13 protein-coding genes are annotated in these 17,279 nt (G+C 40.4%); 11 read left to right on the forward strand and 2 right to left on the reverse strand.

The window, feature by feature from the left end:
• The first annotated feature begins 22 nt into the window (after positions 1-22).
• The 5 genes from WH223_RS03620 (at position 23) to WH223_RS03640 (ending at position 4,693) form a co-directional block, all read left to right on the forward strand.
• On the forward strand, positions 23-1,210 hold the full coding sequence (locus WH223_RS03620) for a hypothetical protein (RefSeq protein ID WP_340046165.1): 1,188 nt from the start codon (positions 23-25) through the stop codon (positions 1,208-1,210).
• A gap of 182 nt (positions 1,211-1,392) precedes the next feature.
• Positions 1,393-2,052: a FadR/GntR family transcriptional regulator gene (locus tag WH223_RS03625; protein ID WP_340046166.1), complete on the forward strand. Its 660-nt coding sequence runs from the start codon at positions 1,393-1,395 to the stop codon at positions 2,050-2,052.
• Positions 2,053-2,177: 125 nt separating this feature from the next.
• Positions 2,178-3,377: an MFS transporter gene (locus WH223_RS03630; RefSeq protein WP_445265600.1), complete on the forward strand. Its 1,200-nt coding sequence runs from the start codon at positions 2,178-2,180 to the stop codon at positions 3,375-3,377.
• Between the two features lie 126 nt (positions 3,378-3,503).
• Positions 3,504-4,139, forward strand: a complete 636-nt coding sequence (locus tag WH223_RS03635) for a LysE family translocator (RefSeq protein ID WP_340046168.1) — start codon at positions 3,504-3,506, stop codon at positions 4,137-4,139.
• Positions 4,140-4,324: 185 nt separating this feature from the next.
• Positions 4,325-4,693 (forward strand): DUF1801 domain-containing protein, encoded by a 369-nt coding sequence (locus WH223_RS03640; protein ID WP_340046169.1) that lies wholly within the window; start codon positions 4,325-4,327, stop codon positions 4,691-4,693.
• A 69-nt stretch (positions 4,694-4,762) separates the two neighbouring features.
• Here WH223_RS03640 and WH223_RS03645 read toward each other — a convergent pair whose 3' ends face one another.
• Positions 4,763-5,593 (reverse strand): AraC family transcriptional regulator, encoded by an 831-nt coding sequence (locus tag WH223_RS03645; protein ID WP_340046170.1) that lies wholly within the window; start codon positions 5,591-5,593, stop codon positions 4,763-4,765.
• 212 nt (positions 5,594-5,805) lie between these two features.
• Here WH223_RS03645 and WH223_RS03650 point away from each other — a divergent pair, with 212 nt between their 5' ends.
• The gene (locus WH223_RS03650; protein WP_340046171.1) at positions 5,806-6,864 is read left to right on the forward strand and encodes a zinc-dependent alcohol dehydrogenase family protein; all 1,059 of its coding nucleotides are present in this window, start codon (positions 5,806-5,808) and stop codon (positions 6,862-6,864) included.
• Between the two features lie 458 nt (positions 6,865-7,322).
• Here WH223_RS03650 and WH223_RS03655 read toward each other — a convergent pair whose 3' ends face one another.
• Positions 7,323-7,985, reverse strand: coding sequence for a helix-turn-helix domain-containing protein (locus WH223_RS03655; protein WP_340046172.1), 663 nt, complete (start codon positions 7,983-7,985; stop codon positions 7,323-7,325).
• Between the two features lie 207 nt (positions 7,986-8,192).
• Between WH223_RS03655 and WH223_RS03660 the strand changes: the two genes are divergently transcribed.
• From WH223_RS03660 to WH223_RS03680, 5 genes are all read left to right on the forward strand, one after another.
• Positions 8,193-8,477 (forward strand): molecular chaperone Tir, encoded by a 285-nt coding sequence (locus WH223_RS03660; RefSeq protein WP_445265601.1) that lies wholly within the window; start codon positions 8,193-8,195, stop codon positions 8,475-8,477.
• Between the two features lie 21 nt (positions 8,478-8,498).
• Positions 8,499-9,197 (forward strand): PspA/IM30 family protein, encoded by a 699-nt coding sequence (locus WH223_RS03665; protein ID WP_340046300.1) that lies wholly within the window; start codon positions 8,499-8,501, stop codon positions 9,195-9,197.
• Between the two features lies 1 nt (position 9,198).
• Positions 9,199-9,891, forward strand: a complete 693-nt coding sequence (locus tag WH223_RS03670; RefSeq protein ID WP_340046174.1) for a hypothetical protein — start codon at positions 9,199-9,201, stop codon at positions 9,889-9,891.
• A gap of 10 nt (positions 9,892-9,901) precedes the next feature.
• Positions 9,902-12,019 (forward strand): flotillin family protein, encoded by a 2,118-nt coding sequence (locus tag WH223_RS03675; RefSeq protein ID WP_340046175.1) that lies wholly within the window; start codon positions 9,902-9,904, stop codon positions 12,017-12,019.
• A 199-nt stretch (positions 12,020-12,218) separates the two neighbouring features.
• Complete coding sequence (locus WH223_RS03680) at positions 12,219-17,069, forward strand: DNA repair ATPase (protein WP_340046176.1); 4,851 nt, start codon at positions 12,219-12,221, stop codon at positions 17,067-17,069.
• Positions 17,070-17,279: the final 210 nt, after the last annotated feature.

The following is a 17,279-nucleotide window of genomic DNA, read 5'->3' on the forward strand; positions in this document are numbered from 1 at the left end:
TATTGACCTTTCAAAGCTTACGATGATGGGAAATGCACAATTGAAACAGGCGGAAGACCCAGTAGATGCTCGATGGTTTCTATTGGATGGAGGCATTGTGGAGGCCTTGCAGGATGATAGTTTTGCATCTTTCCACGTGAAGCTTCGGCAGCTCCTGCTGCTACTTAGCACGAGAGAGCGGAAAGCAAAGCGAAAAAAAGGCGTAGACACTTTAAAAAAACTGGCATTGTTGATTAAGGGATGTCATCACTTTTTATACCATAAGAAACGTCTTGGGTTTGTTGAAGGTTGGATAGAGGGGCCATGGCTTAAAAATCCGTTTCGCTGTATGAAGAAGTATCGCGCTGCGGAAGATGCACGGCTGAACCATCATTTGGCCTATTTTAAAGAACCTTTTACGAAGCTTTCTCGGGAGGAGGCGCAGAACTTTGTATTGGCTTTTGAGCATTTCTTTGCGCAGGATGACCTGTCGGTCTGGCTTAATCGGCTGGAGCGGTGGCATGCCTACCTCGATGGCGATATCGAGGCCCTGGATGCGGAGTCTATAGCTCATCTATTACCCGATTATGAAGCGCTGCAAACGCTCCATGAGGCCGCTACAGTAGCCTGCCACTGGGAGACGCTTCGTTATCCAGCGCCTAACCAGCATTTGCTCGAAGATTACTTGGCTTGGGAGCTGGTGGATGGTTATGCTGCAGCAAATCCTTTTGAAATAGTAGCAGATTTGTTTCTAGATAGGCGCTATGCAGATATTCGAGGCAGCATCTTAGCCTTGTATGGGCTAGCGCCCACGAAACGGGAGTCTCATTTTTTACATGCAGACGGGTTGCGTAGGAGCCTAAGAGGTTTGTTGGAGGCCGGTTGGCTGCTGTTACAAACCGATTATCTGCCGGCAGACTGGTTTAATCCGAATGAAATCGCTCTTTTACGTTTTCCCGTGGCCGAGACGGAGCTACTCGGTTGGAAGCCCGCTAATTTGACGATCGATGAGCAGCAAAATTTACGGAAGACTTTATCGCAGCTGTACAATGGTGTGAACCTACGCCAAGAGCTATATCGTATCGAGGATAAGCTTATTAGCTACTACCGTACAGATGCTGCCGAAGGTTTGTCTGAGTGGGAACTAGCAACACGCAGCCGGCTTTTGAAAATATTGGATATAGTGACTTTGATAGCCTTGGATTTGTGGAGTGGTAAAGATAGGGGCTGATAGCAGCTATAGAGGATAAGTAATACTTGGAGGTATTTGTTTAAGTAGATTATCTGGTCGATAGCTTAAGCAAGTCCTCCAAGTCATTAAATGAGGCTAATGGAGTGACAAATCAAGATGGTCAACCTCCAGCGGAATAGCTTTTAGAAATATACCTTACCTTTATAATTCATCAGATGATTATGACGAAATTAATTAGGAAGGTATCTCTTGCAGACCGCATTGCTAATTTGCTGCGTGGAGAAATTGAAGAAGGAAAGTATGAGGTAGGGCAGAAACTTCCTACGGAGCCTGAAATGGTTAGGATTTATGGTGTGGGGCGTTCAACAGTTCGCGAAGCCATAAGAGCCTTGGCAAACATTGGTCTTTTGAGTGTGCAGCAGGGTAGTGGTACCTATGTGGAACGGCAGAGTGTAAGTGAGGAAAGCATGGAACACCGGATGGGGCGTGCTAATATTCGGGAGCTGAATGAGGTACGCGAGATTCTGGAGCTCAAAATAGCCGAAAAAGCAGCTTTGAATAGGACGGATGTCGATTTGGAGCACATGGAGAAATATTTAGAACAGCGCAAGTTTTTCGCCCAGTCGGGTGACCTTACGAATTGTATCGAGGCGGACATTAATTTTCATTTAGCCATCGCAAAAGCTTCGCATAATGAAATGTTATACGATATGTATAGGGCTGTTTCTGCGCATATGAAGAAATGGTTTCAAAGGAATCATAAAGATACTGCTCCGCTAGTGGAATCGCATGAGCGACATGTTGTCCTTTTTAAATGCATTGAAGCTGGAGACGCGCTAAACGCATGGAAAGCTATTGAATTAATTATCCGATTGATATAGTACCGTGTTGATTTTCTATAGGTGAAGACGCAGACCTGCGAGGTCAAGATAATTTTTTTATAATTCATCTGATGATGTGATGAATTTGGTATTTACTTTTGGAGACAACTAAAATATCATACGGTATGTTCTCCTTAAAAAGTACGCAAAAAACGATATACCCGATTCTGTTTATGATTTGCTTTTCGCACCTGCTAAATGATTTAATGCAGGCCGTGATACCAGCGGTTTATCCTATCATAAAAGAGAAATATAATTTTAGTTTTACTCAAATTGGGATCATAACTTTTACCTATCAAATTACAGCGTCGCTGTTACAGCCATTGGTGGGCCTGTATACCGACCGGAAGCCACAACCTTTTTCATTGCCCTTTGCGATGGTTTTTACGCTTGCAGGTATTGTCGTATTGGCCTTTGCTCATAGTTTTGTTTTCTTTCTTGGCGCTGTGGCTCTAATAGGCTTAGGCTCTTCTATATTTCATCCTGAATCATCACGTGTTACTTATATGGCTTCGGGAGGACGTAAGGGACTGGCTCAGTCTATATTTCAGCTCGGTGGGCATGCTGGCACATCCATAGGCCCACTTTTGGCGGCTCTGATTATCATTCCCTTTGGTCAAGTTGCACTTCTCTATTTTTGTTTTGCAGCATTTGCTGGTATGTTTTTATTATTTCGTGTTGCTCGATGGTATGACCAACATGTGAAGCTGCGGCAAAAGGAAACAAAAGAGGATGCACCAGTATATGCTGGTGGTTTCGCTAGAAGTCGTATTATACTGTCGATTACTATTTTGCTAATTCTCGTTTTTTCGAAGTATATCTACATGGCCTCGATGACGAATTACTTTACATTCTATTTGATAGCTAAGTTTAACCTGTCTATCCAGTCGTCCCAATATTATTTATTTGCTTTTCTTGCGTCCATAGCCATCGGCACGTTGCTTGGCGGTCCAATTGGTGACCTCATCGGAAGAAAATACGTTATTTGGTTTTCGATACTTGGCGTTGCTCCATTTACTTTATTACTGCCCCATATGAATTTAGCGTGGACAATTATCTTAGCTATGCTTATTGGCTTAATTATTTCATCTGCTTTTGCAGCGATTATGCTATATGCAACCGATCTTATACCGGGTAAAATTGGAACTATTTCAGGTTTGTTTTATGGGTTTATGTTTGGTGTCGCAGGGATTGGTTCTGCTGCTTTAGGATGGTTGGCCGATAAAACAAGTATTGAATACATATTCTCTATTTGTGCTTATCTCCCTTTAGTTGGTATAATTGCGATTTTCTTGCCTAGTTTAAAGCGTGTGGCGCCTGTTTAGTATAGAGAGATCGCTGGATTTCGTTTAATATATAGGTTGCTATACTGTTGTGACGACAGTGCGATATCCTTCTTGACATGATAAAAACAAACAAAATTTATATACATAAAAAGACAATTTGAAGTTATGATTCCTATTCATGAGATTTTATTTTTCGCCTTGGCAGCGCTTGTTTTAGTAATAAGTCCAGGGCCAAACATGATTTATTTAATATCACGGACGATAACGCAAGGTAAAAAAGCAGGTATGCTTTCCCTTGCAGGCGTCATTTGTGGATTTTTATTTCATATTGTGATGGTCTCTTTTGGTCTTACAGCTGTTTTATTCACCATTCCCTTTGCCTATACTGTTTTAAAAACCTTGGGTGCGGTCTACCTGTTGTACTTAGCTTATCAGGCGATTAAGCCTAATAGTAAGAATATTTTTGAGGTAGATAAAAGCTTAAAAATTGATGGGTCGAAAAAACTATTTACGGTTGGTTTTCTGACCAATGTACTCAATCCGAAGGTGGCGGTTTTTTATTTATCATTCTTTCCTCAGTTTATAAAACCGGAATATGGATCGGTATTATCGCAAAGTTTGGAACTTGGCGTGACTCAGGTTTGCGTAAGTTTTATCGTAAACTTTATCATTGTATTGGGTGCTGCAAAAGCGGCTTCATTCTTTTCGGCGAACCCGATCTGGATTAAAATTCAGAAATGGTTTATGGCAAGTGCATTGACTTTTCTGGCTATTAAAATTGCTATTTCAAAAGCTAAGTAAATAGGAGTATGCCTTCGTTTCATTATAGCTAAGCGAATTATTATTCAATCAGTCGGCTTAAGGAAATCCTGCAAGTCGCTAAATATGCGTATCTTAAGAAGAGCCTTTTCTTTATTTGAGGATAAGTGCACAAAATAGAATTGTCGCAGCGATTTGCCGTATAGTTAACGAAGTATAAGACACGAATGGTAGACGAACTTCATACGTATTATCTGACGAAGGAAGAACCCAACAGGAGTTGCCTGCTTGCGCTACGGCATATTGTGCTTGAGCAGGATGCTCACATTACCGAAACGCAGAAGTATGGGATGCCTTGCTTCTGCTACAAGAAAAAAGCATTTTGCTACCTGTGGACCGATAAGAAAACGGATGAGCCTTATTTGTTGCTGGTGGAAGGTAAGTATCTTGATCACCCCGCATTGGAGGCCGGTGAACGCAAAAGAATGAAGATTATGCGTGTTAATCCAAGGGAAGATTTACCACTACAGACGATCGTGACCGTCTTGCAGCAAGCTTTAGCGTTATACCAATCAGGTGTGATAAAATTAAAGTGAGTTTCCGGTGTTTTTGCGAAGAACGATAGCCGAAATGTTTCCGTTTGCTAACGCTTTTTTGTCTTAAAATTATTGTTTCTTTCGAAACGCAGTAGGCGAGACTCCTTTCCTTTTTTTGAAAAATTTATCCAGATGGCTCTCATCGGTAAAGCCTAGTTCAAAAGCAATCTCCGTGATCCGCATATTGCTATATAGCAATATATTTTCAATTGTTTTTAACCGATAATTGATGATGTAGTTTTGGATGGTTTCATTCGTTTGTTTTTTAAAGTAACGACCTAAATAGGATTTAGAAATATTAAAATGGCTACTTAGTTCATCGATTCTGATCTTCATGGGGTCAGCGATATGACGTTGAATATAGTGCAAAATGGCGATAATCTTCTCGTCTGTATTCTGATTAATCTCTTGTGGTAGACCTGCCGCTATATTTCTCACCACCAAAAGTATAAGCGTATATATCAACTGTTGCATCAATTCTCTACTATATAGATTTCGGTTGACCGATATCCCTATGATAGTCTCAGCGATAGAGTTGACCAATAATCTATCGGATTCGTGGTATAGAACACATTTTGGTTTGTGATTAGCATGCTGCAAAATAAAGGCTAACCGTTGCTTATTGCCTAAATCGATTGCTTTATCCTGGATATAGCTGTTGTTGAAGCGGATGAAAAGAAATTTCGTGGTTGATTTTACGTCAAAACTATGGCGATCGTCTGGCGTATGGATATACAGGTCACCCGGCTTGTAAGCCAATGTATGGTCGTTTACAGATTGTTCTCCATGTCCTGACAGGACATATACAAACTCAAAGAAGCTAAATACTTGATCACGTACAGGGCATTTATCGAATTTCTTGCATATGACTTCAAAGGGTTCATATAGATTTTCTTTCATGGTATGGTGAATGTACAGAAATATAGAGGATTAATACAATATCGGGCTATTATACTTACCTAGTTTTACAGAACAACATTTGATAAGTCGCAGCGCCATTATAGAAATGAGCGTAGTGCAATCATTGGTTAGTATAAAAAAGAGGCGAAGATGAAATGGAGTGTAGGATACAACTAGTTAAAATTTAGTAAACAATTTAAAAATCAATCATTATGCGAGCAGCTGTTATAAACGAGCTAAATAAACCCCTTTCGGTGATTCATGTGCCTGATCCGGAATGTCCAGCGGATGGTGTGATCGTGCGTGTTGGTGCTAATGGCATTTGCCGTACCGATTGGCATCTTTGGACTGGCGACTGGGCTTGGCGCGGATTGACGATTCCTTTACCTTTTGTATTGGGACATGAGTTTAGTGGAACGATTGAAGAAGTGGGGCGGGATGTTCGTAAATGGAAAAAAGGAGATCGGGTTGTATACCCGATGAATCCGGGGGAAGGTACGTGTGAGTGGTGTTTAAGTGGTCATCAGCATGTTTGCGATTCTGGGGCAGAGCTTGTGCCGGGAGTTTCGTACTGGGGGGCTTTTGCGGAATATGTTGCGGTGCGTTTTGCTGATCTTAATTTGGTGCAATTGCCCGAAAGTGTGTCATTTGTCGATTCGGCAAGTATGGCTTGTCGTTATGCGGCGGCTTTTCATGGGCTTGTTGATCAAGCCAATGTACGAGGCGGTGAGTGGGTCGCTATTCATGGTTGCGGAGGTATGGGCTTGTCGGCGGTTCAAATCGCGGTAGCCTTAGGCGCTAAGGTGATTGCGGTAGATATTTCGGAAAAGGCCCTGGTTGTCGCGCGTCAACTTGGCGCTGTTTATACAATTAATTCCAAAGCTGAAGACCCTGTTGGCACCATAAGGGAGCTTACGAAGGGAGGTGTTCAAGTGGCTGTAGATGCTTTAGGTATCAAAGAAACATGTATGAACGCCGTTCTTTCCTTGCGTAAGCTTGGGCGCCACGTTCAACTTGGGCATACCACGCGAAATGAAGAAGGTTACGTTCCTTTGCCCATTGATATCATCCTGTTGAATGAACTTCGTTTATTTGGCGGTTTTGGGATGCAGGGGCAACGTTATGGGCAGATGATGGCCATGTGTGAATCGGGAATTTTAGAGCCTGGGAAGGTTGTTCTCCAGCGCATAGGTTTGGAAGGTGTTAGTGATGTGCTCGAAGCGATGGGACGCTATGACACAACGGGAGTTGTTGTTATTGACAGCTTCTAATTAAGTCGGTTAACGTTGAAGGGGCAAGCTTGAAGTTTTGACTCTCTTATTCATTGCTATTGATTAGCCCCGAAACGTTGACCAAAAATAGAACTTACTGCTGTATCGATATTGTTTCTCCTCAAGATTTTAATATTAATCGGCCCAACTATTTACGGCTAAATACTTGAGAATAGCCTCTTGCAGTTGGCGCTAGCTATGTGCAATATAGGTTTTTTGCGATGTAAAGATTGGTCGTCGCTATCCTATTTGTAGGGGCGAGGGCGAGATATCGCTGCTCGTAGAAATGGCTGTTTCTTTTGCTATCGGGCGTGCAGTTTCCGGCACACTCAAATCCCGGGACGAATTATTATACTTTTCCGACGATAGGTGTGAGCGATATCCTCCGTTGCTTACTATTGTGTATTCGGGGATAGTTCCATGCTTTTAGGCTAGATTTATTGAAGTACGTTGTTGCCTTAGACTACGCGATTATAGACGCCATGTAATTTATAATAATGGGAGCTTTCCTCGACAGTGAGGGTTTTACTTTTCCATGCATTTAATTCCAATACAATTTTTTCATCGGCAACGGTGTATTGCCCAATAAAGAAATCAGCTTCATAGATATAAAGACCAAAATGTTCCGCTAAGGTGTGCAGGTTATCCACTTGCACCTGTTCGAAGAAAAGTATAGCACCTTCTGGGTAGTTGAATGTATTAGGACTAGCAATCATCGTGTGGTATTCTATGGCTAGAAAGGAAGACTTACCGAAAAGCGGGAAGTTGAGCAGGGGTAGGTCGGCCAGTATTTCCGATACCTGTATGTCCTTTTGTAGTGTTTCTTTGTTTAAGAAGGGAATTGCTGCAAAGTTGCCTGTTGCGGCCTTACCATCATTGGGATTGAAATAGTCATTAAAGTTCAGAATTTGATTAACAGAAAGATTTTTCTCTAACAGATGGTTTACAGGAATGCTAAAATAGTTTGCAATTTTTAAGATAACCTCAATACGTGGTTCAGCACGGAGCTCTTCGTAGGAGGAAATATTCCCTCTTGTTAGGTTGAATAGGTCAGCAAAAGCTTGTTGGCTCAATCCTTTTACCTTTCTCAGTTTTTTGATGTTGTTTCCAATGTTGCTCATTAATTCCTATTTATTATTTTTTTTGCAAAATAAATTTGCAAAAATAGTTTTCAAATTTTATCTTTATGCTAATCAATTGTGCAATATATAAAAATTCTAGCCATGTACTTCTCAAAAATTGAAAAATATATTTTACACACAGGATTCCACATCGTTAAAAAAAACAATGCGGAAGGGGTTTTTTTAATTTAAAATCAACCCGACGGTATCCGTAACCTCATTATTGGTATTGCGCCGCCCGTCATCATTTTTGAGCAGTATTTATTTAGCATCAATGCGGATAATATGGAGATGTTTAAGTCGCTGTTAATGAAAAACAGAGATATTATACATGGTGCTTTTGCACTTACTGAAGACGGTAAAAAGGTGATATTTCGCTATACGTTGCAAATCAGTAGTGTTGATCAGAATGAATTTGAAGCCGCCGTCAACTCATTGAGTTTACTCATGAGTGAATATTACGAACAACTTATTCAATTTTCTAAAAATTAATAAATAGAGCGCATTATTAATATTTTCAAAAGAATTTTCAGAATTGGTCAAGCCGAAATTCATGCAGTCGTGGATAAAATGGAAGACCCTATCAAGATGACCGAACAAGGGATTCGAGAAATGAAGGAAGATCTAGAGCAAGCTCTCGAGGCTTATGCGAAGGTGAAGGCTTTGGCCATCCGTACCCAAAATAATACAGAAAAGAAAAAATTAGAGGCTGAAGAGTTTGAGCATAAAGCTATTCTCATTCTTCAGAAAGCACAAAATCAAGAGTTGGATGCCGATAAGGCTGAAAATTTGGCTAAGGAAGCCTTATTGCTTAAAAAGGAGCTGCTTGCAGAGGCTACCGAGTTGACCAAGCAGGGTGAAATTCATAACCACTCGGCCGAGGAGCTTCATAAAAATGTGGAGGTTTTAAAATTCAATATTAATAAATGGGAGAGCGAGCTGTCGACGTTAAAGGCACGTCTAAAAGTGTCAAAAGCCACGAAGTTAGTCAACAAGCAGTTGGCGAATATCGATGCCAATAGCACCATTTCCATGTTGGAGCGCATGAAAGAAAAAGTAGAGGAAGATGAGGCTCTTTCCAAAGCTTATGCTGCGCTGGCTGACAAGAACAAAAGTGTTGTCGACGAGATAAACAGCACTATCGGCGGAGCGGATTCGGTGAATCATGAATTAACGGCACTAAAAAAGCAGCTAGGTATAGACGTAGATTAATATGAGCGAGATTATTCATTTATTATTTAATCCGTTGCCGAATGGCATCATGACCGTACTCTTGGGTATTTCGCTATTGTATTGGTTGTTTATGCTTTTTACAGGAGATGGCTTTAATTTTTTTGATAGCGATATCGACATTGCTACAGATGGAAGTCCAGATGTGGGGGATGTTGATGGGGCCGATGCGCATCATGCGGAGAGCGATACAGTGGCAGAGCCTTCGTTTTTTACCAAGGCACTGGATTTTATTAATGTTGGTAAAGTTCCGATTATGCTGATAAGCACACTTTTTAAATTCGTCAGTTGGCTTCTTACGATTGCCACTTCGCTTGCTGTTAATGTGTCTAGCTGGGGACTGAAGTCTATATTTATTCTGCTGCCTGTTTTTATCCTTACGTACTTTATCATACATTTTCTGACGAAGCCTTTGGCTAAGTTTTACAAAGAAATTGGTTACCAAGGGGAGGAGCCGACGGATTTTTTAGGCCGGGCAGGCAAGATGAAGTCTACAATTCAAGGTACCGCCATGGGCTCTGCAGAGTTTGTGATCCAGCAGGATGTTTTTAAGCTCAATGTTGTCAGTATCTCTGGGGAAAAGATAAATTATGGCGATGAGGTTATCATTGCCGATGAGTCTAAGGACAAGAGAATATTTTACGTAACAAAAGAAATCAATATACACAATATTTAATCTATTATAAATGAATAATCTACTTACAATTTTTGCCGGAGGCATAGGTTCAGTACTCCTACTTGCCGTTGGGATTTTATTTTTCTTAATTATCGCTTTTTTTGTGATACTCAGTATGTTTTACAAAAAAATCCCGCAAGGGAAAGCTATTGTACGTACCGGTATTGGCGGTAGTCGTGTAGCTTTCAACAAAGGGATGTATGTTATTCCTGTGTTCCATAAAATGGAAATCATGGATATCTCTGTGAAAAAACTGGAGATCAGCAGGATGCAGAATGATGGATTAATTTGTAAGGATAATATTCGTGCAGATATTAAAGTAGCCTTTTTTGTTCGCGTTAATAAATCGGTGGAGGATGTTATCAACGTGGCTCAAAATTTAGGCTGTGAACGTGCTAGTGATCCAGAAACATTGAAAAATATCTTTGAAGCTAAATTTTCGGAAGCTTTAAAAACGGTAGGAAAGAAGTTTGACTTTATCGAGCTTTATGAGGCTAGACGTGAGTTTAGAGATGAGATTCTTAACATTATCGGTACCGATTTGAATGGATATATCTTGGATGATTGTGCCATTGATTACTTGGAGCAGACGGAAGTTAAATTTTTAAGCCCAGATAATATTTTGGACTCTGAAGGTATTAAGAAGATTACCGAATTGACCGCTAAGCAAAATATTAATGCTAATCAAATTCGTCGTGAGGAAGAGAAAGTTATTAAGAAGCAAAATGTAGAAACGCGCGAAGCAATATTGGAGCTTGAACGCCAATTGGCAGAGAAGGAAGAGAAGCAAAAACGTGAAATAGATAATATTAAAGCGCGTGAAGGTGCTGAGATTACGAAAGTGCGCGAAGAAGAACGTCTACGCTCTGAGACTGTACGCATCAGTACGGAAGAAAGTTTAGCGATACAGGAAGAGAATAAACTGCGTCAGATTATTATTGCAGAGAAAAGTAAACAACGTACGGATGCCATTGAGACCGAGCGTGTGGAGAAAGATCGTGCATTGGAAGAGACTGAGCGTCTTCGCATCGTAACGTTAGCGCAGATTGATAAGGAGCGTTCCATTGAGATTGAGAAGAAAAATATTCAAAATGTCATCAAGGAGCGTGTGCAGCTAGAAAAAGGTGTGATCGAAGAGCAACAAGGCGTGAAAGATGTGGAAGTATTCCGCGAGGTAGAGCGGAAGAAGCAAGCCGGCGTAATTGCAGCATCGCAAGAGGCTGAAGAGCGTTTGATTACAACAGTAAAGGCTGCTGAGGCTGCAAAAATTGCGGCAGAGCAAGAGGCAGAGAAAAAGGTAATCGATGCGGAAGCGTCACGCCAAATTGCGGAGAAAAAAGCACAAGAGTTATTGATTGATGCGGAAGCGAAAAAAGAAGCATCGACCAAAGAGGCGGAAGCGCGCAAAATAATTGCGGAAGCACGAGCTAAAGAAGAGGCTGCAATTGGTCTTTCGGAAGCTGAAGTGATGGTTGCAAAAGCTGAAGCTGAAGAGAAGCAGGGTACTGTAGAGGCGAATATCATTGAGCGTAAAGCAGACGCACTACGTAAAGAAGGTTTGATGGAAGCTGATATTGTTCGTGAGAAAGCATTGGCGGAAGCAAAAGGTATTGAAGAAAAAGCGGAAGCCATGAAAAAGCTTGATGGTGTAGGTAAAGAGCACGAAGAGTTTAAATTGAAGCTCAATAAGGAGCGTGATATCGAACTGGCACATATTAATATTCAAAAAGATATCGCAACAGCGCAAGCTGCGGTGTTAGGCGAGGCATTGAAATCGGCGAAAATTGATATCGTCGGTGGTGAAACTTTATTCTTTGAGAATATTGTAAAACAGGTTTCTAACGCTAAGGGCTTTGATAAATTAATTGACAACAGTCAGCATGCTACAGCTATTAAAGATGCATTGCTTGGTCCTGATGGGAAAGGTGATTTAGCTGGAAAGATTAGAAGTTTAGCAGATAAATATGGTATATCATCGAATGATATTAAGAACCTAACAATATCGGCCGCATTGATTAAGTTACAACAATCAGCTTCTGGTGCAGGAAATGAGGAAGATACAGGCTTTATTAATTCATTGTTTGGCCTAGCTAATAATCTTGGTGTTTCAAATAAGAAGTTGTTTTAGTTAAAGGGAACTTGTTTCAATGGAGAGCGACCGCTATAAGCGCGCATGACAGCGAGACAAGTTTATAATGCTATCAATGGTCTTGGTGGAATATAAATAGGAAGCCAAGACTTATCTTTTACGTAAGCAACATTTTGGAATAGTTATCCGTTTTAAATGTATAGTTATTTCAAAAAGCTTACTGATCAATATAATTTACATGCAGGCGGAAAAAGACATTTCAATAAAAGAAGGATTAGAAGTCGGTACATACGAGATCATTAAAAAGCGTCTTCAAACGCAAAAGGAAGATCTGTCGAGCAGGTTGCAGCAGCTGAATACCGCACGTAAAGAAGTTTTTAGTAGTAGCAGTTTTGCCCTTCAGGCAAATCAACGGATAAGCACAGACAATAATGGTGTAGCACGTGGCATTATTGCAATTGGCGATCTTTGTATTTTTGGTTATAACGTGCATTTTGGTTTACGAACGGAGATACAGCTAAACGATGTCTTTAGTGTTTTTCGATTTGAAAATAACCAGTTTGTTCCCCAGTCTTTAGACCTGATTAATGATTCTAATTTTGTAACAGACTATCAAAATCTGTATAAATATTATCGGGATTCAATTTTTGCGAAATTTAGAAAAACAGAGAATTATCTCTACATGATTTTTCAAACGAGCAAGAATGCACAAGATCTTAAAGCCTTCAAATGGTTGATTAAGGATGGTGCACTGCAGTATCTGGATGACCGGAGCATACATGAAGTGAAAAATGCTAGTCAGCACGAGTTTGAGTGGGTAAAGACCACCTTGGACGACCGTAGGCTAGGTAAATATCCGCATATCTCCATTCTGGATAAGGTCTTTATTGAGGCTATCAATGGAGATATTACCTTTAAAATTGAAGATAATACAGATACAGGGAAAGGGATATTTTCGGAGAAGGTAAGCAACAGCGACCAGCAGCTGGATGATGCAGACTACTATTATGCTGATTTAGGCAATATGATAGCGGTGCGTATAAAGCCGTTTCAAGAAGAGTTTAGAACCTTTATTTTCAACCTAAGGACGAAAGAGGTTGTTAACATAAAATCGTTGAATGAATCGGCCATTCTATTGCCCGACAATCAGGGGTTAATCTTTGCAAATGGTTATTATCTACAGAATGGCACGTACAAGATTTTTGATACCAATGCGGAGCGCTTTCAGTTTTTACGAAAGATAAATGCTCCCAACGGCGAAGATTTCTTATATATCTTTACGCAATCGGAGACCAATACGTATATCTTGATGTCTTACAACATCATTCAACAATTGGTCGAAACGCCTATTATCTGTAATGGTTTCACGATTTTTCCGGATGGTCAGTTGATCTATTTCCGCACAGAAAATGAGGCCGTTCGTCATCATCAAGTTCAGATTTGGGAAACGCCCTATAGCCTTACTCTTCAAGAAAATAAAGAAAAGCTTGATAATGCAATTTATAAAATAGGCAATAAGGATATCGTCAAGGCGATGGCCGAAGGGCAAGAAATTCTGCAATTAATCAGTAAGGAGGATTCCTACGAAGGGCTATACGAAGATATTCTTAAAAAGTCTAACGCTTTACTGGATTCCTATTTCTGGATTCATGATGAGGAACTGCATAACCTAGGGCAGGCTGTCCAACAAATTAAGGAGATATCCAATAGTGCGATTGATGAATTTGTGAAAGTTCAAACACAAAGGCAACATGCGGATGAAACCTTAAGAAATACCACGCAATTGCTGGAGGATTTTATCCGCTCCGTCAATGGGCATAAGTTCGATAAGCTTGAAGACCTTGTCAATCAATTGGCCCAAGGGAGACGTTTGCTGGGTACTATTATTGATCAGAAAAATGTTAAGTATATCGACCTTGATCAGGTCAATTTATTGCAGGTGCAGACGCAAGAACAAGTGGAGGAGCTGGCCGAAAAGACGGTTCAATTTCTTTTGCAGGCGGATGCGCTTAACACGTATGAGGAGCAAGTTGAGGCTGAAAAAGTTAATGTTGCCGCTATTGAGAAGGTTTTTGATGCTAAAGCGATCGAAGCTTCCTGTCTTGAAATTTCAGCACAGTTAGAGCTTCTTATCTATATTCTCAATAGCTTAAAAATAGATGACGCCACCCAGACTACGCAAATCATCGAGAAAATAGCGGTCATCTTTTCTTCCCTAAATGAGGTGAAGGCACAGTTGATTCGTAAGGTTAGTTCTTTAAAAAGTAAAGAAGCTGTAGCGGAGTTTTCTGCACAGATGACCTTGATTGAGCAAAGTGTAGTTAACTATTTAGAGCTTTCTACGACGGCGGAAAAAATCGAAGACTACTACACGAAAATAGTGGTGCAGTTGGAGGAATTGGAAAGTAAGTTTTCTGAATTTGATGATTTCGCCCTACAAATTGCCGATAAACGTGATGATATCATCAAAGCGTTTAATAACAAGAGAGAGCAATTGATAGAGCAACTCAATAAAAGGAGTACTTCTTTAGAGCAAATTGGACTTCGTGTGTTGAAAAACATCGAAAATAAAGCCAATAGCTTTAAAACGAAAGAAGAAATTTTAAGCTTCTATGCTGCCGATTTGATGATTGATAAGATGAGGCAACTCATCGCCGATTTAAAAACGCTTCAAGATGTTTCTAAAGCTGAAAATCTAGAAAATCAACTCAAAAAGTCGCAGGAAGATGCCTTACGTTTGTTGCGTGATAAAACAGAATTGTATGTTGATGGCACAAATATTATTTCCCTAGGACAACATAAGTTTTCCGTTAATCATCAGACATTAAGTTTAACGCTCCTACGGCAAAATGATACGCTTTACTATCACCTTACGGGGACGAGTTTTTACCAAAAGGTAACCGATGATGAGATTAATGCGTATAGCGATATTTGGGGCCAGGAGATAATTTCAGAAAATAGTACGGTTTATCGTGCCGAATACCTCGCTTATACCGCTTATTTAGCCAAGCAAAAGTTGGGCGCTTCATTTGATGCAGCGCAGTATATTACAGGTGAAGTCGAGCAAAATTATGCGGCAGCATACATTAAAGGTGTTCATAATTATGATGCTTTACAAATTTTTGAAACCTTAGACCAGGTTGATAAAGAGCTTGATTTACTCCGTTATACCAGTACATTACGGGCTAAAACGCAGCTTTTCTGGCATCAGTTGTCTGCTGAGGAGCAAGAAAAACTACAGGCTTTAATTCGTGCTTCGCAATCTATTCGGGTAGCTTTCCCGGAAAGTAAACGGGCTGCCTATGTGATTGATGGTATTTCTCAACAAATCCAGCAATGGCAAACAACATTGGATCTATCTGGTGCTGTAGCCCAGCAGATGGCGAACTATCTATTTGAAACGTTAGCGAAGTATAAGAAGTTTGTGCGCTGTGATGTTGCTCAAGAGTTGGGGCAGGAGTTTCTGCGGATGTTGGATAACAAAAAGAAAAAGGACGTTTTCCAACAAGATCTCCATAATCCACAGTTTGATGCTGTCGACAAGTTTTATCTGCTTCAAAATTGGGTTCAAGCCTTTGTTGAGGTGCAAGGAAATAAGGAAACGGCCAATTTGAGTACCTATGTGGACGAGGTGGCGGTAAGCTTATTATTCCCACAAGATGCTTACGAATTACTCTTTGGTAAAGCTGAGCGGTTAATATCAGGCTTAAAAGGCCATCATGCACTACTGGATAATGGAAGTTTTCTCTTTCAATATCATCGTTTCACGGAGAAGCTAGCGCTATTTACAGAAGAAAATGTGCCGCGCTTTTCTGCCTTTTCGGCAAACAAAGAGAAGCTTTCGCAGGCTTACGCTAAACAATTAAAAATACAGGAGTTTGAACCTAAGGTACTGAGCTCTTTTGTTCGCAACAGGCTGATCAATGAGGTTTACTTTCCTTTAATCGGTAAGAATTTAGCGAAGCAGCTTGGTGAAGCTGGTGAAAACAAGCGTACGGCAAGAATGGGTATGCTCTTGTTGATTTCGCCTCCAGGATATGGAAAAACTACGCTGATGGAGTATTTGGCAAAAACCATGGGCTTGCATTTCGTAAAAATTAATGGGCCGACGATTGGTCACTCTATCACATCGATTGATCCGATTGAAGCTAAAACATCGGGCGCAAGGGAAGAGCTCAAAAAAATAAACCTATCCTTTGAGATGGCGGATAATGTGATGCTATATTTGGATGATATACAACACTTAAATCCGGAGTTTCTACAGAAATTTATTTCGTTGGCCGATGGTCAGCGTAAAATGGATGGAATATTTGAAGGCGAGAGTAAAACTTATGATTTACGCGGCAAACGTTTCTGTATTGTTATGTCTGGAAATCCATATACCGAAAGTGGTAGTAAGTTTCAGATTCCAGACATGCTTGCCAATCGTGCCGATGTATACAACCTTGGTGATGTTATTGGGGATACCGACTATTTGTTTAACCTCAGCTTGATTGAAAATGCAGCTAGTGACAATCAATATCTAGATAAAATTGCACGTAAAAGTTATGCTGATTTTTATGCATTAATCAACTATGTAGAATCCGAAGTAGAGCAAATTCCAGAATTGGAAGGAAACTACCTGCGCCAAGAGATCGATGACTTCACAGCAGTGCTCCGACATGTTATCTACATGCGTAACATCGTTGTTCTTGTCAATAAAGGATATATACAGAGTGCCGCGATGCAAGATTCTTACCGCCAAGAACCTCCGTTTAAAATGCAGGGTTCTTATCGTAATATGAGTAAGCTGGCGGCGCAAGTTGTGCCTATGATGAATACGTTGGAGGTTCAGCAAATTCTGTTGACACACTACGAAAGCGAATCCCAAACTTTAACGGCAGATACAGAGTCTAATTTGTTGAAGCTTAAAGAAACGGCAGGTTTAATTACGGAAGTAGAAAAGGAACGCTGGTCGGCTATAAAGACCATTTTTCAAAAAAATAATAATGCTGCACAAGAGGGGAATGACGAAAAGGTTTTCCATCAGTTGCTACAGTTCAATGAAAATTTAGCTGGAATTATTAAAGCTATTAAAACCAATAAATAAACGAAAGATTTCCGCTCCTGAGGCGGAAATCTTTTTTTGTAGTAATGCTCCGCGTAAATAAAGAATGCAGCTCTCGCAATTGCAAGCTTGTTTTTTTGTCTTACTTCGCTGTTACGAGGAGAAGTTGCCTACGCCTAAAATTGGAGAGGTATTTTTTGATATAGCAGATGCTACGCGAAAAATTATACGCTGATTTATCCTGAGCAACGT

The sequence above is a fragment of the Sphingobacterium sp. MYb382 genome, from assembly GCF_037572665.1.
Taxonomy (GTDB): Bacteria; Bacteroidota; Bacteroidia; order Sphingobacteriales; family Sphingobacteriaceae; genus Sphingobacterium.